General features: G+C 64.3%; 21 protein-coding genes. 11 read left to right on the forward strand and 10 right to left on the reverse strand.

Annotated elements, in window-relative coordinates; all coding sequences use genetic code 11:
- Window positions 1-58: 58 nt before the first annotated feature.
- A complete protein-coding gene (locus FHT02_RS01085) occupies window positions 59-517 on the forward strand; it encodes a DUF1465 family protein (protein WP_184083367.1) in 459 nt (152 codons plus the stop codon).
- Between the two features lie 153 nt (window positions 518-670).
- Here FHT02_RS01085 and FHT02_RS01090 read toward each other — a convergent pair whose 3' ends face one another.
- From FHT02_RS01090 to FHT02_RS01100, 3 genes are all read right to left on the reverse strand, one after another.
- Window positions 671-1,612, reverse strand: a complete 942-nt coding sequence (locus tag FHT02_RS01090) for an NAD(P)H-dependent flavin oxidoreductase (RefSeq protein WP_184083369.1) — start codon at window positions 1,610-1,612, stop codon at window positions 671-673.
- Window positions 1,613-1,685: 73 nt separating this feature from the next.
- On the reverse strand, window positions 1,686-2,210 hold the full coding sequence (locus tag FHT02_RS01095; RefSeq protein ID WP_184083371.1) for a gamma carbonic anhydrase family protein: 525 nt from the start codon (window positions 2,208-2,210) through the stop codon (window positions 1,686-1,688).
- 6 nt (window positions 2,211-2,216) lie between these two features.
- Complete coding sequence (locus FHT02_RS01100) at window positions 2,217-2,447, reverse strand: hypothetical protein (protein WP_184083373.1); 231 nt, start codon at window positions 2,445-2,447, stop codon at window positions 2,217-2,219.
- A gap of 184 nt (window positions 2,448-2,631) precedes the next feature.
- Here FHT02_RS01100 and ndk point away from each other — a divergent pair, with 184 nt between their 5' ends.
- Window positions 2,632-3,054, forward strand: coding sequence for a nucleoside-diphosphate kinase (gene ndk / locus FHT02_RS01105; protein WP_184083375.1), 423 nt, complete (start codon window positions 2,632-2,634; stop codon window positions 3,052-3,054).
- Window positions 3,055-3,160: 106 nt separating this feature from the next.
- Window positions 3,161-4,783, forward strand: a complete 1,623-nt coding sequence (locus FHT02_RS01110; protein ID WP_184083377.1) for an NAD(P)/FAD-dependent oxidoreductase — start codon at window positions 3,161-3,163, stop codon at window positions 4,781-4,783.
- A 6-nt stretch (window positions 4,784-4,789) separates the two neighbouring features.
- On the opposite strand, the gene FHT02_RS01115 is transcribed toward FHT02_RS01110, so the two are convergent.
- The 5 genes from FHT02_RS01115 to FHT02_RS01135 all read right to left on the reverse strand — a co-directional run bounded on the left by FHT02_RS01115 (window position 4,790) and on the right by FHT02_RS01135 (window position 9,941).
- The gene (locus FHT02_RS01115; protein ID WP_184083379.1) at window positions 4,790-6,124 is read right to left on the reverse strand and encodes a sensor histidine kinase; all 1,335 of its coding nucleotides are present in this window, start codon (window positions 6,122-6,124) and stop codon (window positions 4,790-4,792) included.
- Window positions 6,125-6,156: 32 nt separating this feature from the next.
- Window positions 6,157-6,876: a response regulator gene (locus FHT02_RS01120; protein WP_184083381.1), complete on the reverse strand. Its 720-nt coding sequence runs from the start codon at window positions 6,874-6,876 to the stop codon at window positions 6,157-6,159.
- A gap of 66 nt (window positions 6,877-6,942) precedes the next feature.
- Window positions 6,943-7,557: an EF-hand domain-containing protein gene (locus FHT02_RS01125; RefSeq protein WP_184083383.1), complete on the reverse strand. Its 615-nt coding sequence runs from the start codon at window positions 7,555-7,557 to the stop codon at window positions 6,943-6,945.
- A gap of 118 nt (window positions 7,558-7,675) precedes the next feature.
- Window positions 7,676-9,181, reverse strand: coding sequence for a class I adenylate-forming enzyme family protein (locus FHT02_RS01130; RefSeq protein WP_184083385.1), 1,506 nt, complete (start codon window positions 9,179-9,181; stop codon window positions 7,676-7,678).
- Between the two features lie 58 nt (window positions 9,182-9,239).
- On the reverse strand, window positions 9,240-9,941 hold the full coding sequence (locus FHT02_RS01135; protein WP_184083387.1) for a glutathione S-transferase N-terminal domain-containing protein: 702 nt from the start codon (window positions 9,939-9,941) through the stop codon (window positions 9,240-9,242).
- Between the two features lie 278 nt (window positions 9,942-10,219).
- Between FHT02_RS01135 and FHT02_RS01140 the strand changes: the two genes are divergently transcribed.
- Together FHT02_RS01140 and FHT02_RS01145 are read left to right on the forward strand one after the other, a co-directional pair.
- A complete protein-coding gene (locus FHT02_RS01140) occupies window positions 10,220-12,976 on the forward strand; it encodes a TonB-dependent receptor (RefSeq protein WP_184083388.1) in 2,757 nt (918 codons plus the stop codon).
- 118 nt (window positions 12,977-13,094) lie between these two features.
- The gene (locus FHT02_RS01145) at window positions 13,095-13,403 is read left to right on the forward strand and encodes a DUF1488 family protein (protein ID WP_184083390.1); all 309 of its coding nucleotides are present in this window, start codon (window positions 13,095-13,097) and stop codon (window positions 13,401-13,403) included.
- Between the two features lie 2 nt (window positions 13,404-13,405).
- Here FHT02_RS01145 and FHT02_RS01150 read toward each other — a convergent pair whose 3' ends face one another.
- Complete coding sequence (locus FHT02_RS01150; RefSeq protein ID WP_184083392.1) at window positions 13,406-14,644, reverse strand: TetR/AcrR family transcriptional regulator; 1,239 nt, start codon at window positions 14,642-14,644, stop codon at window positions 13,406-13,408.
- A gap of 139 nt (window positions 14,645-14,783) precedes the next feature.
- Here FHT02_RS01150 and FHT02_RS01155 point away from each other — a divergent pair, with 139 nt between their 5' ends.
- The 6 genes from FHT02_RS01155 (at window position 14,784) to FHT02_RS01180 (ending at window position 20,387) form a co-directional block, all read left to right on the forward strand.
- Window positions 14,784-16,034: an acyl-CoA dehydrogenase family protein gene (locus tag FHT02_RS01155; RefSeq protein ID WP_184083394.1), complete on the forward strand. Its 1,251-nt coding sequence runs from the start codon at window positions 14,784-14,786 to the stop codon at window positions 16,032-16,034.
- On the forward strand, window positions 16,031-17,047 hold the full coding sequence (locus tag FHT02_RS01160; RefSeq protein ID WP_184083396.1) for a phosphotransferase: 1,017 nt from the start codon (window positions 16,031-16,033) through the stop codon (window positions 17,045-17,047). Before FHT02_RS01155 ends, FHT02_RS01160 begins: the two co-directional genes overlap by 4 nt.
- The gene (locus FHT02_RS01165; protein ID WP_184083398.1) at window positions 17,044-17,832 is read left to right on the forward strand and encodes an SDR family NAD(P)-dependent oxidoreductase; all 789 of its coding nucleotides are present in this window, start codon (window positions 17,044-17,046) and stop codon (window positions 17,830-17,832) included. Before FHT02_RS01160 ends, FHT02_RS01165 begins: the two co-directional genes overlap by 4 nt.
- Window positions 17,833-17,947: 115 nt before the next feature.
- Window positions 17,948-18,397, forward strand: a complete 450-nt coding sequence (locus tag FHT02_RS01170) for a hypothetical protein (protein WP_184083400.1) — start codon at window positions 17,948-17,950, stop codon at window positions 18,395-18,397.
- Between the two features lie 313 nt (window positions 18,398-18,710).
- A complete protein-coding gene (locus FHT02_RS01175; RefSeq protein ID WP_184083402.1) occupies window positions 18,711-19,856 on the forward strand; it encodes a TonB family protein in 1,146 nt (381 codons plus the stop codon).
- 129 nt (window positions 19,857-19,985) lie between these two features.
- Window positions 19,986-20,387, forward strand: a complete 402-nt coding sequence (locus FHT02_RS01180; RefSeq protein WP_246352124.1) for a Dabb family protein — start codon at window positions 19,986-19,988, stop codon at window positions 20,385-20,387.
- A gap of 333 nt (window positions 20,388-20,720) precedes the next feature.
- Here the strand turns inward: FHT02_RS01180 and FHT02_RS01185 are convergent, their stop codons facing one another.
- Window positions 20,721-21,602 carry a manganese catalase family protein gene (locus FHT02_RS01185; RefSeq protein WP_184083404.1) on the reverse strand — a complete coding sequence of 294 codons (882 nt, stop codon included), beginning with the start codon at window positions 21,600-21,602 and terminating at the stop codon, window positions 20,721-20,723.
- Window positions 21,603-21,747 lie beyond the last annotated feature (145 nt).

Below are 21,747 nucleotides of genomic sequence, written 5' to 3' on the forward strand. Positions count from 1 at the left end.
CACAAGTTACTCAGATTAAGCATTTTGTTGCGGCGGCGGGTGTGGCAATCCTGGCGACATGACGGCCAAGCGCGCATCCCTGATCCATCGGCGGCTGATCGACTCGCTCTATACCGATGCCATGCTGCTGGCTGACGAGGCACGTGCCTATTTCGACTGGGTCGGCCGCGACGAGCGCGATGGACTGACGGCGCTGAACCGTGTCGCGTTTTCGTGCGAGTCGCTGAAGGTAACGACTCGGCTGATGCACATCATCGCCTGGCTCCTGACTCAGCGCGCAGTGGAAGCCGGCGAGATCGAGGCTTGCGACGCGTTGATGCCGTCCCGCCGGCTGGGAGAGGCGCCTGAAACCGACGCGGCGATCTTGCTGGCGATGCCGGTTCAGGCGGCGGGCATCATCAGGACCAGTGTTGATCTATACCGCCGCGTGGCGCGCCTCGACCTAACGCTGGAGGAGCCCGTTGCGTTGCCTAGTCCTGCACGCACCATGATGAACCGGCTGGCCGCGTCCTTCTGAACGGACGGCGGGCTGACGCCGCCAGGGTTGGGAACCTGCGCAAGCTGTTGAAGCGCTTGTCATCCCGACCTCGCGTAAAGATCCTGTTTTTGTAGTTCGAGGCAGCGGTCCTGGCTCAGAGCCAGCTAGTAACGGAAGATGGGCTGCCTTTGCCTAAGCGAGCGCAGCCTTGGCCGCGTCATACTCGGCCTTCATCCGCTCGATGCGGACCGCTGCGGGCTCGATGGCATGGACCGCCCCAATCCCCTGGCCAGATCCCCATATGTCCTTCCACGCCTTGGCGCCGGCGAAGTTCATCGTGCTGGGATCGCTTTCGGGCAGCTTTTCGGGGTCCAGTCCTGCCGCTTCGATCGAGGCGCGCAGATAATTGCCATGCACGCCGGTGAACAGGTTGGAATAGACGATGTCGGCGGCCCGGCCATCGACCACGCTTCGCTTATAAGCGTCGACGGCATTGGCTTCATCGGTGGCGATGAAGGGCGAGCCGATATAAGCGAGATCAGCGCCGAGCACCTGCGCCGCCAGGATCGCGCGACCGGTGGCGATCGCGCCCGAAAGGATCAACGGCCCGTCGAACCAGTCGCGCACCTCTTGCACCAGTGCAAACGGGTTGAGCCGCCCGGCGTGACCGCCCGCGCCGGTCGCGACCAAGATCAGTCCGTCGGCGCCCTTCTCCACCGCCTTGTGCGCGAAACGGTCATCAATGACGTCGTGCAGGGTGATGCCGCCCCAGCCATGTACCGCGTCGTTGAGTTCGGGGCGCGCGCCCAGCGAGGTGATGACGATCGGCACCTTCCATTTGGCGCAGGTCACGAGATCCTGTTCGAGCCGCTCGTTCGAGCGGTGGACGATCTGGTTCACCGCGAATGGAGCGGACGGGGTGTCGGGGTTGTCGCGGTCCCAGGCGGCGAGCTCTTCGGTGATACGGTGGAGCCATTCGTCGAGCTGGCCCTGCGGTCGAGCGTTTAGCGCCGGAAAGGATCCGACGATCCCAGCCTTGCACTGGGCGATGACCAAGTCGGGTACCGAGATGATGAAGAGTGGCGATCCGATGACGGGAAGGCGCAGACGGTCGAAGATTGGGGGCAGGGCCATGCGTAAAGTCTAGCGCAAGGCCGTCGCCTGTCCATCCTGTCGCTGCCGACGCTACGGCAGGCGCGGCTGCGGGTCAGCCGACTCGCGTGAGGCCGGCGGCATATTGCCGCTGCTTGGTAGCGTAGAGCATGGCGCTGGCCTTCAGCAGTGCCCTTTGCGCATCGTCGAGCGGGCGGACGGCGCGCGCCGGCGAGCCCACGATCAGATGGCCTGGCGGGAAGGTCTTGCCCTCCGTCACGAGCGCGCCGGCGCCAACCAGGCAGTCCTCGCCGATCACGGCACGGTTGAGCACCGTCGCGCCCATGCCGATCAGCGTCCGGTCACCAATGGTACAGCCGTGCAGGATGGCATGATGCCCGACGGTGACATCCGCTCCGACGGCGCAAGGTGCCCCCGGATCCGAGTGCAGCATCGCGCCCTCCTGGATGTTGGAGCGTGTGCCCACCAGAATCGGCGTGTTGTCGGCGCGGATGACCGCCCCGAACCAGACGCTGACCAATTCGGCGAGCCGCACATCGCCGATCAAGTCGGCGCTTGGTGCCACCCAGGCATCCGATGCTAGCGAAGGCCTTAGACCGTCGATTTCGTAGAGTGGCACCTGCCGTCAGAAGAGCGGCGCGTGGAAGCTGGCAGGCAGCTGCGGCTGAAGGCCCAGCGCCATCGCGACGGCAACGGCGCCGAGGAGCATGGCCAAGGTCGAGGACAGGGAGAACAATCCCCACCCGACCATGGTCACCATCTGAGGCGTCGGCCGTGCAAGCCGGTGGTTACGCTGCATCGCGGCGATAACGAACATCCCGAGCGTGGCGTACATAAAGATGAAGAATTCGATCACGTTAGCCTCCCCGGCTGTGCCCCGGTCTTTGGCTAGCGTCATATGATTTCGGCTTCAATGCCGGGATTATGCGGATCGTCGCGCGGGAAGCGGCGTTGATCGCGGGTGCGCGGCTTGCATCGGCACGGTGCCAGGACTAGAGAGCCGCGACTTTCCACAATTCAACAGCAGGAGCCGCACGGCCATGGCCGCGACCCGGACCTTTTCGATCATCAAGCCTGATGCCACGCGCCGCAATATTACCGGTGCGGTCACCAAGATGCTGGAGGAAGCCGGGCTGCGCGTCGTCGCGTCCAAGCGCATCCAGATGAGCCGCGAGCAGGCCGAGGGCTTTTACGGAGTCCACCGCGAGCGCCCGTTCTTCAACGACCTGGTCGAGTTCATGATCTCGGGGCCGGTGGTCGTGCAGGTGCTGGAAGGCGAGAACGCCGTGCAGCGCAACCGCGACATCATGGGCGCGACGAACCCGGCCAATGCCGAAGCAGGCACGATCCGCAAGGAATTGGCCGAGTCGATCGAAGCTAATTCGGTCCACGGTTCTGACTCCGAAGAGAATGCTGAGATCGAGATCAACTTCTTCTTCAAGCCCGAAGAGATCGTCGGCTGACGATTTCGCTTCCGCGATGAAGCTGAAAGGCCGGGGCTTTGCCTCGGCCTTTTTCTTTCAAGCCGCGGCGCTTACCTCCCGTTCTTCCTCCACCTAGAGTCGTTCCATGCTACGCCTGTCCGGACTTGCCCTGCCGCTCGACCATGTGCCCGATGCGATCCCGGCGGCGATCGCGAAGCGGCTGGGCGTGACGGCGCAAGCCGTGCGCGATTATCGCGTGTTCAAGCGGGGCAACGATGCTCGCCGCAAAAGCGCGATCCAGCTGGTCTATACGCTCGACATCACGCTGGATGATGAAGCCGAGGTGCTGGCGCGGCTAGCGGGCGACAAGGATGTGCGGGCCACCCCCGACATGGGGTACCGCTTCGTGGCGCAGGCGCCGCAGGGGTGGAGCGGGTTGCGGCCGGTGGTGATCGGGGCGGGGCCGTGCGGGTTGTTTGCCGGATTGATCCTGGCGCAGATGGGCTTTCGTCCGATCATCCTCGACCGAGGCAAGATCGTGCGCGAGCGGACCAAGGACACCTGGGGGCTGTGGCGCCGTTCCGAGCTGAACCCGGATTCGAACGTTCAGTTCGGCGAGGGCGGGGCGGGGACCTTTTCCGACGGCAAACTGTATTGCCGGGTCAAGGACCCGCGCTTCCTTGGGCGCAAGGTGCTCGAGGAATTCGTCAAGGCCGGCGCCCCCGACGACATCTTGTGGGAGGCGCATCCCCATATCGGCACGTTCCGTTTGGTCACCATGGTCGAGAGCATGCGCCGGACCATCGAGGAGCTCGGCGGCGAATATCGCTGGCAGACGCGAGTGGACGACGTAGCGCTGGAGCGCACCACCGAGGACGGGCAGCGGATTCGGGGATTGTATCTGCATGACGGCAGCTTCCTGGAGGCGGATCATGTCGTCCTGGCGGTGGGGCATAGCGCCCGGCCCACATTCGAGATGCTGCACCGGCGCGGCGTGCATATCGAAGCCAAGCCGTTCTCGATCGGAGTGCGGATCGAGCATCCGCAGAGCTGGGTCGACCAGGCGCGCTACGGCAAATGTGCCAAGCATCCCGATCTGGGCGCGGCGGCGTATAGCCTGGCGCATCACTGCGAGAATGGACGTACGGTCTACAGCTTTTGCATGTGCCCGGGCGGGCGGGTTGTGGCGGCGACCTCAGAAGAAGGGCGCGTTGTTACCAATGGCATGAGCCAATATTCACGCGCCGAGTTCAACGCCAATTCGGGACTGGTCGTGGGCATCGATCCGGCGCGCGATTACCCAGAGGGGCCGCTAGCGGGAATAGACTTCCAGCGGCACTGGGAGTCGCTCGCGTTCGTGGCGGGCGGATCGAACTATCACGCGCCCGGGCAATTGGTCGGCGACTTTCTTGCTGGCCGCCCCTCGACTGCGCTGGGGGAGGTTATTCCGTCCTATCAGCCGGGGGTGCGATTGACCGAATTGTCCGCGTGCCTGCCGCCGTTCGTGCTGGAATCGTTCCGCGAGGCACTGCCGGCGTTCGGGCGACAGATCGCGTGCTATGATCATCCCGATGCAGTAATGACGGGGGTGGAGACGCGCACGTCGTCGCCGATCCGTATCACCCGTGGCGCCGATCTCCAGAGCCTGAACGTCGAGCGGTTGTTTCCGGCCGGCGAAGGCGCCGGCTATGCCGGTGGCATCCTGTCCGCAGCGATCGACGGCATCAAAGTGGCCGAAGCTGTGGCGAAAAGCATCACCGCGGCCTGACGGCAGCTACGCTGCCGTGCGGGGAAGGGTGATCGTCGCAAGCAGTCCTCCGCCTTCGCGGTTAGTGAGCGAAATGGTGCCGCCAGCGTCGCTGACGATCGCATGGGCGAGCGCCAAGCCCAGCCCTATCCCGCCGGTTTCCCGATTGCGCGAGGTTTCCAGCCGCGTGAAAGGCGCGAAAACGGCGGCGAGCTTGTCCTGCGGAATGCCAGGGCCGCGATCGGCGACTTCGATGCGGACCTGCCCGGCGCCGGGCACCAGCCGCACTTCGGCCCCTCCGGCATATTTCACCGCGTTCTCGATCAGGTTGCGCACGGCGCGGCGCATCAGCGCGGAGCGCAGGTGCATGCGCAGGCGCGGGGCCTCTTCGAACTGCACATCATGATCGAGGTCACGGAAATCCTCGACCACGGCGTCGATGAGCGCTGACAGGTCGACATCGGTCGCCGATTCGCTAGGGCGGCCCAGCCGCGCCAGCGACAGGATGTCCTCCAGCGTGCGGTTCATCTCATCGATCGTGTCGGCCATGCGATTGCGGTCGTCATCATCCTCGACCGATTCGATGCGGACGCGCAGTGCTGCAAGCGGGGTGCGTAGATCGTGGCCGATGGCACCTAGCATCCGGTCTTTCTCATCCAGCATCGCGGTCACCCGCTGGCGGAGGTGATTATAAGCCGCGATGACGGCTCGCACGTCGCGGGGACCCCGCTCTTCCAACGGCGAGGCGCCGTCGCCGGGGCGGAAGCTGCGCGCAGACTGTGCCAGAGTCCGGAGCGGACGGGCGATGCGCCGGCCCGCGAGCAGCAACGGAATGAGAACGACGATATACAGGATCAACGTCTGGCCGGCGAGCTGCCAGACGAGCCTGCGCTCCGTCCTCGGCCAGCTGGTGTGAAGCGAAAGCCAATGGCCGTCGGGAAGTTGGAGTGCGACGCGAAGCTCGCCTCCGGCGCGGCGCAAACGCTCGGCGCGGTTTACCGAAAGCCCAGGCAGAGGGTGGTCGGGGCCGATGCGCTGAACGGTGACGATCAGCTGCTTCGGGCGCAATCCCGCCTCCCGAAGGCTCTGGTGGAAGTCTTCTTCCAGATCGCCGCGGCGCTCGCCGCCGGAGATCGGGTTAGCGGTCGTGATCTGGACTCGCGATCCGCCCTGGGGCCCTCGACGCCGTTCGCGCTGCCGATCCGCCTGGGGCGGTGCAGCCAGGCGCTCACTGGTGTCCACCAGCCGAGTGACGGCGGGAACGATGACTTGACTGTAGCGGAACGCTCTTCGTTCGCGCAGCAGCATGGTGAAGTTTATCGCCTGCGCAACGAACAGCGCCAGTGCGACGAGCAGTGCCATCTGTCCCGCCAAGCTTTTGGGCAGGAAGCGCCTCACAGACGAGTCACTTCGGCAGCGAGCGTGTAGCCCCCGCCCCAGACAGTCTTGATGATCGCCGGACTCTTGGCATCGGGTTCGATCTTCTTGCGCAGCCGGCTGATTTGGTTGTCGATGGCGCGGTCGAACGCTGCGGCTTCCCGGCCTTGGGTAAGGTCGAGCAGCTGATCGCGGGTCAGTACCTGGCGCGGTCGCGTGACGAGTGCGTGGAGGAGGTTGTACTCGCCAGTGGAGAGGGGGACCGAGACCCCTTCGCGGTCGACGAGCGCGCGTTCACCGGTCTTGAGTACCCAGCCGGCGAAGGAGAAACTGCCGCTCTCGGGTGCATGCTGTTTGGCGCCGCCGGCTTGGAACCGCCGCAGCACCACTTTGATGCGGGCGGCGAGTTCGCGCGGGCTGAACGGTTTCACCACATAATCGTCGGCGCCCATTTCAAGCCCCACGATGCGATCGGTCTCCTCGGCCCGTGCGGTAAGGAGGATAACCGGCATCTCGCTGGTCTCGCGAATGTGCCGGCAGAGCGACAGGCCGTCTTCGCCGGGCATCATGATGTCGAGCACCACCAAGTCGATCGCATAGGCCGCCATGCGGGCACGGGCACCCTCCGCATCGCCGGCTTGAGTCACGCGAAAGCCCTGCTTCGTCAAATACTGCGCCAGCGGCTCGCGGATCGAGCGCTCATCATCGACAAGAAGGAGGTGGGGTGTTTCAGACATGATGTCACCGTAACAACTCGCTGCGTGAACGGAAGTGCCGGGGTGTAGGCGCACCCCGGCTGGCGCTCAGCGCGGTGCGGCTGCTGGAACCGCGCTCCCGCGGCCATGAGCGTGCATCGCCTTGCGCTTTACGTGTGCGGCGTCGCGTTCGCCTGCATCGATTCTGCCGTCGTGATTGGTGTCGGTCCGATCAAACCTTGCCTGCGCGGCGGCACGCATCTCGGCAGGGCTCACCAGGCCATTGCCGTCGGTGTCGATCCGGAGCGGTTCGCCTGCAGGAGCGTGCCCGCGGTGTTCGGCACGTTTCGCCCGCCGCGCCTCACGTGCGGACTCGCGCTCGGCGTCCGAGAGCGCGCCGTCCTTGTTCGTATCGAAGCGCTCGAGCATCTGCTGACGGAACGCCGCGTGCTTGTTTGCGTGGGGGATGCCCGGCTTGTGCATGCGGTGGCGCTTGCCGGCGCGGCGCTCCTCAGCGCTCAGCTGCCCGTCCTTGTTGGCGTCGTGCATGGCAAAACGCATGTCGGCAGCGGCAAGCGCTTCCTGGCGTGTGACGAGGCCGTCGCCGTTGCTGTCCACCTTCACCGTCGGACCGGGGTGCTGGGGCGTCTGTTGACCGGCAGCCTGCGCATTGCCGGCAAGCAATGTCGCGCCGAGCAGGGCGGCATGGATCGGTTTCTTCACGTGTGCGAACTCCTGAGCGAGACCCGCGAGTCTTACGCGGTTGATGCACATCTGCGCCCGATCTGTCGCAAGCCTATGCCACCGGCGCGGAAAAGTGTCGCAACATGTCGCACGGGCGTCAGGCGATGTAGCGCGCGCGCAGCTCCCGCTTGAGGATCTTGCCGATCGCGTTGCGGGGTATCTCGTCGATCAGGCGGAGGTCGGCCAGCCTCTGAGTCTTGCCCATGCGAGCATTAAGCCAGGCGAGCAGCTCCGATGGGTCGGCCCGCCCAACGAAGAAACCAGCCGGCGCCTCTCCCCATTGTTCGGATGGCACGCCGATGACGGCGCAATCCTCGACGCCGGGATGCAGGAGGAGCGCCGCCTCCAGATCAGAAGGGTACACGTTGAACCCGCCCGAGATGATCAGGTCCTTCTTGCGGTCGATCAGCGTCAGGAAGCCATCGGCGTCGAATCGGCCGATATCGCCGTGGCGAATGTAGCGGCTGCCGTGGGCATCCGACCAGGAAGCCTCGTCTGTGACTTCGTCGCGCCCATGATAGCCGCTCATCATGGCGGGCGAGCGGCCGACCACTTCGCCGATCCCGCCGCAGGGCAGTTCACGGTCATCTTCGCCGATGATGCGGATATCATGGCCCGGCAGGGGCGTGCCCACCGTGGCGAGCTTGCCGGGATGTGCGTTGCAGACCAGGATGGTTGTGCCGCCCCCTTCAGTCATGCCGTAATATTCGACAAGAAGCCCGGGCCAGCGGGCGAGAATATCGGCCTTGAGCGCTGCGGAAAAGGGCGCGCTCGAGCAGGTTTTCAGCTGAAAGCTCGACAGGTCGAAGCTGTCGAAATCCGGTAGCGCCATGATGCGCTGGTACTGAACCGGCACGAGCATGGTCACCGTGGCGCGGTGGCGCTCCGCCTCGATCAGGAACGCGCGCGGATCGAACCGGCGCATCAGCACCACCGTTCCGCCCCAGCCGAGCGTCGGCAATATGCTGACCAACGTCGTGTTCGAGTAAAGCGGAGTCGCGACCAACGTCACGGCACGATCGAAGCCGGCCGGGGCACGGGCGATGTGGAACCACCGCATGGCATGGGGCTGCACGACGCCCTTGGGCGTGCCCGTGGTGCCGGAGGAATAGATGAGGTTGAACGGATGCTGGGCCGTGACAGAAACTGGCTGGGGCAGGGCACCTTCGGGCGCTAACCAGCAGGCGAGACGATCCAACCGGACCTTACGCGTGGGGAGAGCCAGGGCCTCATAGTCGGGATCGATGAAGATGATTGGCGCCGCGCTGTCGCACACCATCCCTGCGAGCTGATCAGCCGTGGCGGAAGTCGCCAGCGGTGCGGGCACACAACCCGCGCGCAATGCGCCGAGAAACACAAGGACATGGGCAATGGAATTCGCGCCCAAAATCGCGACGACCGTGCCGACGCGTCCGCCGTCGCGTTGCAGCGCGGCCGCCACTCGGTCCACGGCCCGGTCCAGTTCGGCATAGGACAGGCTATCCTCGCCGCAGAAGATCGCCGGCTTGTCCGGGCGCTCGCTCGCATGCGCTCGGACCAGATCGGTCATATTCGCGAAGTCGCTGCCGAGTAGGAGCTCGGCGCTTGGCATGGTCTCCCCCATGCGCCTTCGCTAATTCACGGACGCGGCAATTGCCATAGCCCGGTACTCTCGGTGGAGATCACCGCCTAGTATTGGAAGGCACCTGCCCGAACAGGATCTTCTTCTGCTCGTCGGTCATCGGCGTGTTGGAGGGGCGGACTTCCTCACCTTTGGCATAGGCGCGGATGACGGCAGGGCGGGCCTGGGTGGCTTTGAACCATCGCTTGATGTTCGGGAAATCATCGAGGTTCTGCTTGTGCGCCTCGTGCGGAACGATCCATGGGTAGCAGGCCATGTCGGCGATCGAATAGTCGCCGGCGATGAATTCGCGGTCCTTCAAGCGCCGGTCGAGCACGCCGTAGAGGCGTGCAGTCTCGTTGGTGTAACGATCGATGGCATAAGGCACCTTCTCAGGCGCGTAGATGTTGAAGTGGCCATTCTGTCCAGCCATCGGACCAAGGCCGCTCATCTGCCACATGAGCCATTGCAACTGCTCGACTTTGGCGCGTTGATCGGGTCCGAAAAACTGACCGGTCTTGTTCGCCAGGTAGATCAGGATCGCGCCGCTCTCAAAGACGCTAATCGGGTCGCCGCCATCCTGCGGCGCCCGATCGATGATCGCGGGCATCCGGTTGTTCGGAGAGAATTTCAGGAACTCCGGATCGAACTGATCTCCAGCGCCGATGTTCACCGGCTTGATCTGATATGGCAGGCCGGCTTCTTCCAGGAGCAAGGTGATCTTATGGCCATTGGGCGTCGGCCAATAATAGAGCTCGATCATGTCCTGGTCTCCTGGAACGTAGAGCGGCGGAGATAGGAAGCAGCGGGCCGATCGCAATCGGCAGCGGATTTCGGCCGCGTGATCGGGCGGAGGTTCATGGCTCGCCAGGTGTTTCGAAAAAGGGTTTTGGATTTCTCCGATCGGTGCACGGCGCGTCCCCACATCGCTATAAGACTGCGACTTCCTTGTTTTGCTTGACGAGAGCCGATCAACATAGTGTTATTCGAGGATAGGGTATGGAGCCGATAAGCGCTTCGACCCGAACAGGGAGAGGATGGATGATGCGGCTACGCCTTTTGTCGGCTTGCGCGGTCACGGCTGTGATCATAGCGTCGGCAGCGCCTGCTCATGCGCAAGAAGCCACGGACCCGCAAGCGGGCACACCGGCGCAGGCCAGCGACCCGCTTTTGCAGGGTGCGGTTTCTTCAGAGGACGGCGACAGTGAAGAGGTGGTGGTCACCGCACAAGGGCGCGTGCAGGCGTTGTCGGACGTGCCGCTGGCCGTTTCGGCAATTACGTCGGAGCAACTAGAGCGGACCGGCGCGACGGACATCCGCCAACTGAACCAAGTCGCCCCGTCGCTGCTGGTTTCGTCCACCGGTAACGAAGCCAATGCCTCCGCGCGAATTCGCGGCGTGGGTACGGTGGGCGACAATCCCGGACTGGAGAGTTCGGTCGCGACGTTCATCGACGGCGTCTATCGTTCGCGCACCGGCTTGGGGCTTAACGACTTGGGCGAAATCGAGCGTGTCGAAATCCTGCGGGGGCCGCAGGGCACGTTGTTTGGGCGCAATGCCTCCGCGGGATTGCTGAACATCGTCACCAAGGGGCCGTCCTTCACCTTTGGCGGCATGGCCGAGGCGACATACGGCAACTTTGATTCCTGGCGTTTTCAGGGAGCAGTAACCGGCCCGGTGTCGGAGCAGATCGCGTTCCGCATCGACGGGCTCTATGCCAAACGCGATGGCTATCTACGCGATGTGAACACCGATCAGCGGTTCAACGACCGAGACCGCTATCTCGTGCGCGGGCAGCTGTTGTTTGAGCCGAGCTCCGACCTCTCCATTCGTTTGATCGCGGACTATAGCCATCGCGAGGAGGATTGCTGCGCGGCGGTGTACGCCACCGAAGATGTTGCGCCGGCGAACCGTGGCCTGATCACGCCGACCAGCGCAGTCGCCCGCGTGCTGACAGGAATCACTGGCACTACCTTTGCGCAATATTTCCCTGCTGCCGGGGATGCCTATTCGCGTCGCGTCGCAGTGTCCCCGAACCGCAGCTACGCCGGAGAGACGGAGGATTACGGCTTTTCCGGCGAGATCAATTGGAAGCTGGGCGGCGCAGAGCTGACCTCGATCACCGCCTACCGTAAGTACAGCGCGTACCAGGCTGCCGACGCAGACTATGGTCTGGCCGACATCCTTTATTTCGGGCCGGATACCGGACGTGAGTTCCGGACCTTTTCGCAAGAACTGCGTCTTCAAGGCGAAGCCTTTGGCGACACGCTCGACTGGCTGATCGGCGGCTATTACGCCAACGAAAAGCTCAAGACTCGACAGGAGCTGAAGTTCGGCAATGATTATGGCCGCTTCGCCAGCTGCCGGATCGCGCTGTCGGCCCTTGGCACCATCGCGCCGACGAACGCGGGCTGCCTCAGCCCGGCGACCGTGGCGGGGTTGAACTCCGGGCTGTCGCCGCTTGGTCCTCTGGGTCCCGTCGCGGTTGGGGGACTGCGCCTGCTCGATACAGTGCGCGACGTGGGCGACGACACCGCGAACTTCAACCAGACCAGTGAGAACTTCGCCTTCTTCACGCACAACATCGTGCACCTGACCAGCAAGGTGGATTTGACCTTGGGTCTGCGCTACACCAACGAGACCAAGACGCTGGGCGCGGACTTCAACAACACCAATACCGTCTGCCCGACTGCGCAAAGGACGTTGCTGCCTTACCTCGCCGCTTCTCAGGCGCTGATTGGGGGCATCATCTCGCTCGCCTGCCAAGGGGGTTCTTCCTCTGGCGTCAACGGGCTCACGCTCGATGATCAACGGAAGGAGGATCGGTTCACCGGCACGGCGATCCTTTCGTACAAGCCTACTGAGGACCTGCTCCTTTATGGCAGCTACTCGCGCGGCTACAAAGCCGGAGGGTACAATCTAGACCGCTCGGCATTCCGGAATCCGTTGGCGACGCAGCCGTTTCCAATCTTCCCGGCGACACCAGCCAACGCCGATTTCTATGAAGACGTGCTCCAGTTCGACGAGGAAACGGTCAACGCATATGAACTGGGCATCAAGTTCACGCGCCCGCATTTCAACATAAACATCGCCGCGTTCCGGCAGGAGTTCAGCAACTTTCAGCTGAACACGTTCAATGGCACGGTGTACATCGTCCAGAACATCAATGGCTGTGAAGACGATTTGGGGGGGCTGGACCGGGATTTGAGCCCGACCAGTGGCAGCTGCACCGGCGACATCAAGCCTGGCGTGGTTTCGAAAGGCGTCGAAGTGGAATTCGGCATGTCGCCCGCCCGCGATCTGCGCACGAATTTCGGTGTGACCTATGCCGATACTCGCTTTGCCGACAATCTGGTGGGCAGCAAGACCGGCGCCCCGTTGGACCCGCAGCTCCGGTTGCTCCCGGGCGATCAGATGTCGAATGCTCCCGAGTGGGTGGTGACTAGCTCGGTGGCCTGGACGCCGACACTTGGCGGCAATCTGCGCGGACTCGCTTATGTCGATGCGCGGATGACCGGCGATTACAACACCGGCTCTGATCTGTTTCCGCAAAAGGAACAGGACGGGTTCGTGCTGGTGAATGGGCGGATCGGGATCAGCGGCAACGACCAGCTCTGGTCGATTGAGATTTGGGGCCAGAACCTGTTGAACACCAACTACATGCAGGTCGGGTTCAGTTCTCCGTTCCAGGCCGTGAGCACTACGCCGACGCCAGGCTATCCGGGCGGGTCGCAGATATTTTCCGCCTATCTGTCGGAGCCGCGAACCTATGGCGTGACGCTGCGCTCGCGTTTCTAAGAACCAAATTTGGTCAAGGGCCCGCGCACGCTGCGGGCCCTTGGCTTTTCGGGAACTCCCAAGGGCCTGCTGCGATTATCTGTGGGAGCGCAAGTGCGCGTTGAGGAGAAGCAGGCTCATGGCCGAGGACCGGGTTACGATCGACAACAACACGCTGCTGGACAATGTCGGTGATCGGCAGGTCGAATTCTCCGGCGAGGCCAGCGGTGAACGCTATGACTTCGCGGTGCAGTATGACGTTCTGGAGGCGCTGAGCGCCCGTATCCCTTCGGATGATGCGGTGGCGATCTTCCAGCAGCATTCGAGCGAGATTGAGCGTGCGGCCGCGCGAGCACTGGCCCGCTACAACGATACCGGCCGAGTCATCGTCAGCGGCAATGACCTGGAGCAGCCTTGGCCGGCAGAGCGGCCCCATCAGGGGAGCTGACCTCAGGCGTTCAAGACGCGATCGTCAAATAGACCGAACATCAAGGTGGATGCGTACAACGCGACCGCTTTTCGTCGCGGCATGGCGCTCGCCCAGCGGCGCATGTCGAAGGCGGCATTTTGCAGCGCCATAAGTGCCTGGCTGGCGACGAGGGGGTCGATGGCGCGGATCGACCCTTCGGCAATCCCGTCGGACAGCATCCCCGCAAAGCGCCGGGCAATGCGGTTGGACCGGTCGATCATCGTGGTTCGTGCGTCCGCCGGCAGCCCCGACAGCGCGGTGGTGCGAAGAAGCGGGCCACGTTCTGAAAACTGATAGTCCAGCAGCGTGGCGATCGTGCCTTCCAGCCGATCCCATTGCGTGCCCGGAAGCCCTTCGGCCAAGCGCTGCGTTTCGGCGATGATGTCAAAGCTGCGGCGGTAGCACGCGACGACAAGTTCATCCTTGGCGTCCAGATGATGGTAGAAGCTGCCCTTGGTGACGTTGAGCTCGGATGCGATGCGTTGCACCGACGCGCCACGATAGCCCAGTTCGTTGATAAGCCGCGTCGCCACCAGCAGGAACGCTTCGCGTCCGGGTTCGGGTTCCTGATGGATCAAGGGTAGAAGCTGCGGCGCCCACACTTTGCCCGGCCCGGCGACGCCGTGGCTGAACACCTCTCTCAGCCGCGCTTCGACACGGGGATATTCGTCGACATCGTATCGGTCGAGCCACGCCGCCAGCCAGAAGGTGTTCTCAAGCAGGACATGGGCGCGCGCTCCGAAGAGATCGGTCTGCGCACGATTGCTGCCGCTGCCCCAGATGCTTCGCGTCTTGCGGAAGATATTGCGCCACCCGGCGAGCAGGTGGCTTTTCAGTGGCTCCTCCATTGCGCGAAGGTCCGAGAGAATGGCGAACGCCTTTTCTTCGCCGCGTTCGATGCGTGCGAGCCGCGTGATATGATCGTGCAAATATCGCGCGACGCGGCGTTCCGGGGTCGGCTCTTCCAATGCCGAGTCGAGCATTGCATCAAGCCGGGCCAGCGTTTGCTCGAACGCCGCGGCTGCCAGATCCTCCTTGCGCTTGAAGTAATAGGTCACGGACGTCGTGTTGAGGCCGACGCGGCGCGCGACATCCGCGAACGTCATGCCCTTCGCGCTCTGCTCGTTGATCGCGTCGGCGGCGGCGGCAAGGATGGAGTCCCGCTTCGCCTGAAAGCGTTTGGTGCCGCTTGCTTCCCCGGGAGATGCTGGTGCCTTCATCGATGCCGAGCTTAGCCGATTCCCATGGGCGCCAAAGTATTTTTTGAAGTTTGCGTATCGCGAATTATCTCGCGGCTGGCGCTTTGCCGAAGATCGGGTACGCTGTGAGCTTGAACGGGATTGCAATGGAAGCGGCGCGATGGACTTCTCCCTGAATGAACGAGAAATGAGTTTCCGCGACCGCGTGAAGCGTTTCGTGGATGCCGAGATCCGCCCACGCGATGCCGAATGCCGTATTCAACATGGTGATGGGGAACGTTGGAAGGTCATTCCCCTCATCGAAGCAGTCAAGGCCCGAGCCAAGGCTGCCGGTCTGTGGAATCTCTTTATGCCGCCGAGCTCGGGCCAAGTGCAGGCGGACGACAGCTTCGCGTTCGAGGGAACGCAGCTGACCAACCTGGAATATGCCCTGTGTGCCGAGGAGATGGGGCGGATCGGCTGGGCATCGGAGTGCTTCAACTGCTCGGCGCCCGATACAGGCAACATGGAAGTGCTGCACCGCTATGGCAGCCGCGCGCAGAAGGAGTCCTGGCTGAAGCCGTTGATGGACGGCGCCATCCGATCCGCCTTTCTGATGACGGAGCCGGCGGTGGCGTCTTCCGACGCGACCAACATCCAGACGGCGATGGTGCGCGATGGCGATCACTATGTGATCAACGGGCGCAAATGGTGGTCGTCGGGCGTGGGCGATCCGCGCTGCCGGGTTGCGATCGTGATGGGCAAAACCGATCCAGCTGCGGCGCGCCATGCACAGCAGAGCATGATCCTGGTGCCGCTCGACGCGCCGGGCGTGCGGATCGAGCGGATGCTGTCGGTGTTCGGCTATGACCACGCGCCTCATGGCCATGGCGATGTGGTGCTCGAGGATGTCAGGGTGCCGATCGAGAATGTCCTGTTGGGGGAGGGGCGCGGGTTTGAGATCGCGCAGGGCCGGCTTGGGCCGGGCCGTATCCACCATTGCATGCGCACGATCGGAGTCGCCGAAGAGGCACTCGCGGCTATGGCGAAGCGGCTGGTAGGTCGCGTGGCGTTCGGCAAGCGTATCGCGGATCAGTCGGTGTGGGAGGAACGGATTGCGCGGGCGCGGATCGACATCGAGATGACGCGGCTGCTGTGTCTGAAGGCCGCGGACATGATGGACAAGGCGGGCAACAAGGCAGCGCATCTGGAGATTTCTATGATCAAGGTGCAGGCGCCGAACATGGCGCTGCGGATCATCGACGATGCGATCCAGGCGCATGGTGGTGCAGGGGTGTCGGACGATTTCGAGCTCGCGAGCGCATGGGCCAATGTGCGGACGCTTCGGTTGGCCGATGGGCCCGACGAAGTGCACAACCGGACGATCGCGCGGCATGAGTTCGGGCGCTATGCGGAAGTAGCGGCGCGGTGAGCGACCTGGACGAGGGAAAACTGGGCAACTGGCTGCGCGAGCATGTCGCGGCCACTATCTTGTCGACGTCGATTACGAAGTTCCCCGGGGGGCAGAGCAACCCCACCTATCGGCTGGAAACGGGCGGTAACCCATTGGTTTTGCGCCGGAAACCCTATGGTGTGCTGCTGGCCAGCGCGCATGCGGTGGAGCGCGAATACCAGCTGATCTCCGCGCTGCATCCGACGGGCTTTCCAGTGCCCCGCCCGCGCGCGATGTGCGAGGATCCGGCGGTGATCGGCGCGCCTTTCTACGTCATGGACCTGGTGGAAGGCCGAACCTTTTGGGACGGCGCGCTGCCCGGCATGGACCCGGACGCGCGCACGGCCATCTACCACGCGACTCTCGACACGCTCGCCAGGCTGCATGCGATCGAGCCTGAAAGCGTCGGCCTGGGCGAATATGGCAGGCCCGGCAACTACTTCGCCCGCCAGGTCGAGCGCTGGACGAAGCAATATCGCGCGAGCCAGACCGACGACCTGCCCGAGGTCGAACGGCTGATCGAATGGCTGCCGCGCACGGTGCCCGAACAGCAGCGAACCAGCATCGTTCACGGCGATTTCCGCATCGACAACCTGATCTTCGCTGACAGTGCACCGCAGGTCCGCGCGGTTCTGGACTGGGAGCTGTCGACTCTGGGCGATCCGCTGGCGGACTTTTCCTACTTCCTGATGAGCTGGGTCACCGAGCCGGAAGGGCGGTCGGGCGTGAAGGGGCTGACCGGGCCCGCCACTGGCATCCCGACCATGGAGGCGATGGTGGAGCGTTATTGCGCCGCCACCGGGCGCGACGGGATGCCCGACCTCCATTGGTATTTCGCGTACAATTTGTTTCGGCTGACCGGCATCGTCCAGGGGATCAAGAAACGGATGCTGGACGGCAATGCATCGAGCGCCCAGGCGGCCGCGACGGTGGAGCGCCTGCCCGGACTGGCGGCGGCGGCGTGGGGCTTCGCGGAACAGGCAGGGGCATGATGTTCGAGAACAAGGTGGTGATCGTCACCGGGGCGGGATCCGGGATCGGACGCGCGTCGGCACGGCTGTTCGCCGAAGCCGGCGCGCGCGTCGTCCTGTGCGACATCAGCGATGCCGTGCACGAGACGGCGGCGGCGGTCGGCACGCAGGCAGTGCCGTTGCAGATGGATGCCGGCGAGGAAGCCGATGTCGCGCGCGCGGTGGCGCTGGCGTGCGAGCGCTTTGGCGGACTGGACATATTCTACGCCAATGCAGGCGTTTCCGGCGACGCATCGGGCATTTTGGAGGCCAGTGCCGCGCTGTGGACCGAAGTGCTGCGCGTGAACCTGATTGGGCCGGCACTGGCGATCAAGCATGCCGCGCCACGGATTGCGGAGCGCGGCGGCGGCGCGATCCTGTGCACCGCCAGCGTGGCGGGGCTGCGATCGGGCGCCGGTGGGGCGGCCTATTCGGCATCGAAGGCCGGAGTCATCAACCTGGTCCAGACCGCGGCGCAGCAGCTGTCGACCTCCCAGGTACGGGTCAACGCGATCTGCCCCGGACTGATCGAAACGGGCATGACCCAGCGGGCATTCGATCACGCGCGCGACGTCGGCAAGGAGGACAAGCTAGGCCGGTTGAACCCGCTGCGGCGGGCTGGAGCGCCGGAGGAAGTCGCCCGCGTGGCGCTGTTCCTTGCATCCGACGCGGCGAGCTACGTCAACGGGCAGGCCTGGGTGGTGGATGGCGGGCTGTCGTCGAGCCATCCCGTGACGCGGCAGGAGTTCGGCAAGCCGGCGTTCTGATCGGCACCGGCGCTGCGTTCTCGATCGCTGCGCACCAGCAATCGCGCCATGTCGATTCCGCTCAATACCGCTACGAGGTATTACGGATATGCCCCGCGTCGGGAGGCGCGGGGCCATGATTCGCATCTGGGATGTGGGGACGGCGTTGAGCGGGCTGGCCATGGGTGCCGGCGGGAGCATCGCGTCGACATCGGCAGAGTGGGGTCCGGCGGCGCCGGCGGTGCGGATCGAAGTGACCGAAGCAGGGGTGCAGACCCCCACTCTGGTGCTGGTATATGGCGCAAGCATCGATCCGTATCGATCGGATCGACAGGGATCGGGACAGATCGCGTCGTGCCAGACGATGGCTGGCGTCTGCGCCGCTTCGCCAGCGGGAACCGCATTCAGGCTGGGCGGCGTACAGGGGCACAGGCTCCAGGTGCGGTGGCTGGATGATGACGGGGAGTCCGAGGTCGCCGGGGTGGCGTGGAAGGGTTCCGGCGTGCCACGGCAAGTGGACCTTCGCTGCAACCTTGCGGTGAACGATCCCCACACTGCGTGCTCGATTGTCCGGGTTCACGGCTGAGGCTTGCGATTGATCGGCGAGCCGGTGTTCGATCGCGGGGCGCAACGCGGTGGTGGTCCCAACCGCCAGAATGGCGACACGCAGGTGGCACTCAATCCCAGCATTCTGGGATCCGCGGTTCGCAAGCATCCTGTCCGGGCGTCATGACTAGCCCAGTTTCGTGTTGTGCGGCCCACACCGCTTCCCGAGGGGCGAGTATCCAAGAGGGTCACGGACCTGTCGCGCGCGACCCATAGAATGAAGTTCAAGAACCGCTGATGTCACCCCGACAGGGGAGCATGCGTTCCGAGGCGAACAAGAGGGAAGATCGCGTATGAAGGGCATTCTGGCATTGCCGTGGATCGGAGCCGCCGGCCTGGCGGGTGCGGCGCTTGCGCAGAACGGCATCCCGGTGGCGCCGCATGCGGGGCCGCCCGTCAGCAGCACTGGCTTCGTAGTGGATTTCGAAGTGGGGCAGGTAAGCTGTGACGGCGGGGTGGCGGTGCCGGTGCGGGTAGAGCGGCCATTCCCCGTATGGGCCGAAGGCATGCCGGGATCGCGCACGCAGCCGATCGAAATGGCGTTCCGGATCGACGCCGAGGGACGTCCGCTGAGCATCGTGCGCCAGCAGCGTCCATCTGCAGCGGTTCGGGTGCTGTATATTTCGAGCGAAGATGTACTGCCCGCCTTCGCGGCATGGCGCTTTGCCGCAGGGCAGGCCCGGACCGGATGCCGGATGCGGTTCGACCCGGTGGCGGCACCGATCGCCACGGCATCGCCGACGTTGCTGCGGCGCTACTATGTCTCGCCCCATCAGCGCAGGCCCCAGGAACGCCAGCTGTTCGCCCGGTTGCATCCCGCCGACACCAACTGCATCGAGGCGGGCGTGCCCCAAGTGCGGTTACGCGCCTATCCTGCGTTCGAGGATATCCCCCAGCCCTCGGGAACCTGGTCGTACAGCATGACCGGGTTCGACATCGACGCTTCGGGTAAGCCGGTGCGGGTGCAGCTGACGGAGTCCAACGGCAACGCAGTGCTAGACCGCGAGGCGCTTGCGGCAATTCGGCGCTCTCGCTTCGCCCCGGAGGCGCGGCATGGCTGCACCTATCCGTACTACCGCTACTCGACCACCGCGATGACCGGGCCGGCGATGCCGCCAAAGGCCAGCTTCAAGGCTGCCGATGCACGGTGTCCGGATGAGACCATAGATTGGGCGTTCCTGCCGCCGCTGCGTTTTCCGCAAGGGTTCGAGCGGCGACGGATCGAGGGGTGGGCGATTGTCGGCTATGATGTCGCTCCCTGGGGTGTGACGGGCAATGTCCGAGTGCTGGCGGCCGAACCCGCGGCGGCGTTTGGTGAGCAGGCGCAGCGAGTGATCCAGCAAGCGCGGCAACCTGCTTCTTCAACCGGGGCGAGCGGATGCGTGGATGTCGTGCGGTTCGTGATCGCCGAAGGGCGGGGACCCATCAACGAAGGGTAATGACTGCGCGTTCGGAGCGCCGGCACCGGGGATCCGGGCTGGCCGCCCGAACCTCCACATGGCAAGGTCGGACGCAAGAACGCCTTCCGCACCTTGGTTCGAGGACGGCAAAGTATCGGGAGACATGCCATGGTCGTGAACCGCAGACATTGGATAGGGCTGCTGGTGATGCTGGGCCTTTCGCCGGCCGGCGCGTCGGCCGCACCGGAGCGCGGCGGCGGGAAGCAGATGGTGCATCATGTGTTCTTCTGGCTCAAGAACCCGACCTCTCAGGCCGACCGGGACAAGCTGATCGCGGGGCTGAAAACATTGCGCGGGATCCCGCAGATCCGCGAGTTGCGGATCGGGGTTCCCGCAGCCACCGAACAGCGTTCGGTGGTCGAGAGCAGCTATCAGGTGTCAGAGCTGATGGTGTTCGACACGGTCGAGGATCAGCGCCGATATCAGGACCATCCGATCCACAAGGCCTTCGTGGAGACGTGCGGGGACCTGTGGGAGCGTGTCGTGGTGTATGACAGCATCGACGTTTGAAGATTGTCTGATGAGGGGCGGGTGAGGCCGCTCGGCCTCGGCAGCGTCTGACGGCGAGCGTCTTCCGGGAGAAACGGGGGAAGCGGTGGCCACGCTGCACGCCGCGGCGCAGGAGCGCTGGGACGAGGCATTCGTCGCCAGGGCAACGAGGCAATGCGCCTGAGCATCTGGACGGGGCTGGCGGCGCATCAGCCGGGGGCCGGGATCAACCGGGCGCGGCGCGGGGACTATCCGCGTTTCAGCAGGTTCAGGGCGCGCGTGAACGGGTGTCCGATCCACGAGCCGGCATGAGGTGTGGAGCGGCGGCTAGTGCCGCCGCTCCGGGTCGCTGGTTCAGGGGATCTGCTGCGCGGGCTTGGCGCCGATCTGCTCGTTCTGGGCGCCGCTGTCTGGGCGTGCCGGCCCGAGCACGGGTTCCTCGCCCATCGGCTGAGCCTGGAACACGCTGAACTCGCCCTTGCCGTCGATGCTCGGACCTTCGGTATAGCGGCCGGCGGGATAGCTGCCGTCCACCGAGGTCGAGAAGAACTGATAGGCGTGCTCGTTGGTCTGGTTCGCTTCGGGGAAGCTGTTCGGGATCGGCAGGGCGCCCGCTTCGCCGCCAAGTTCCTCGATCACCGCCAGCCACTGGTTCTGGTGCATCGCGTCGCGGGCGATCAGGAAGCCCAGCATGTCCTTCATGCCGGCGTCGGCGGTGGCGTTGTAGAGGCGGGTGGCAAGGACGCGGCCGGTGCTTTCGGCAGCGACGTTGCAGTACATGTCGGCGGCCAGGTTACCGCTGGCATAGATGTGCGACATGTCGAAGGGGACGCCATCGGAGTCCGAGGGATGCGCGGACATGCCGGTGGAGAGCAGCTGCTTGTGGAGCATGCCCTCCAGGACATGGCGCGGGCTTTCGCCGCCGCCCATGACCGCGCCGACGATCGCGTCCTTGGCGCCCTGTTCCTGCGCTTCGGTGGGTGCGGTTTCCAAGTTGAGCGCGACGGCGGTCGCCAGCATCTCGATATGGCCGAGTTCTTCGGTGGCGGTGTGGAGCAGCAGGTCCCGATACTTGTTGCTGGGGCCGCGCGCGCCATAGGCCTGGAACATGTATTGCATGCAGACGCGGATCTCGCCTTCCACGCCGCCGATCGCCTGTTGCAGCATGCGCGCGAACAGTGGATCGGGTTTGTCGACGGTTACCTGCCGTTGCAGCCGGCGATCATGATAGAACATGGGGTTTCCTCCTGTGGCGAATGGCTCGGACGCACGCGGCGGTCCGACAGCGATGCCAACAGGAGGCGAGCGCGCGAGTTTATTGCAGGAGCGTTCCGACCAACCGTGTTTCGATGAAGCGAGCGTTGGGCACGTCGAATGGAAA

This window comes from Sphingomonas xinjiangensis (assembly GCF_014199255.1).
GTDB lineage: Bacteria > Pseudomonadota > Alphaproteobacteria > Sphingomonadales > Sphingomonadaceae > Sphingomonas > Sphingomonas xinjiangensis.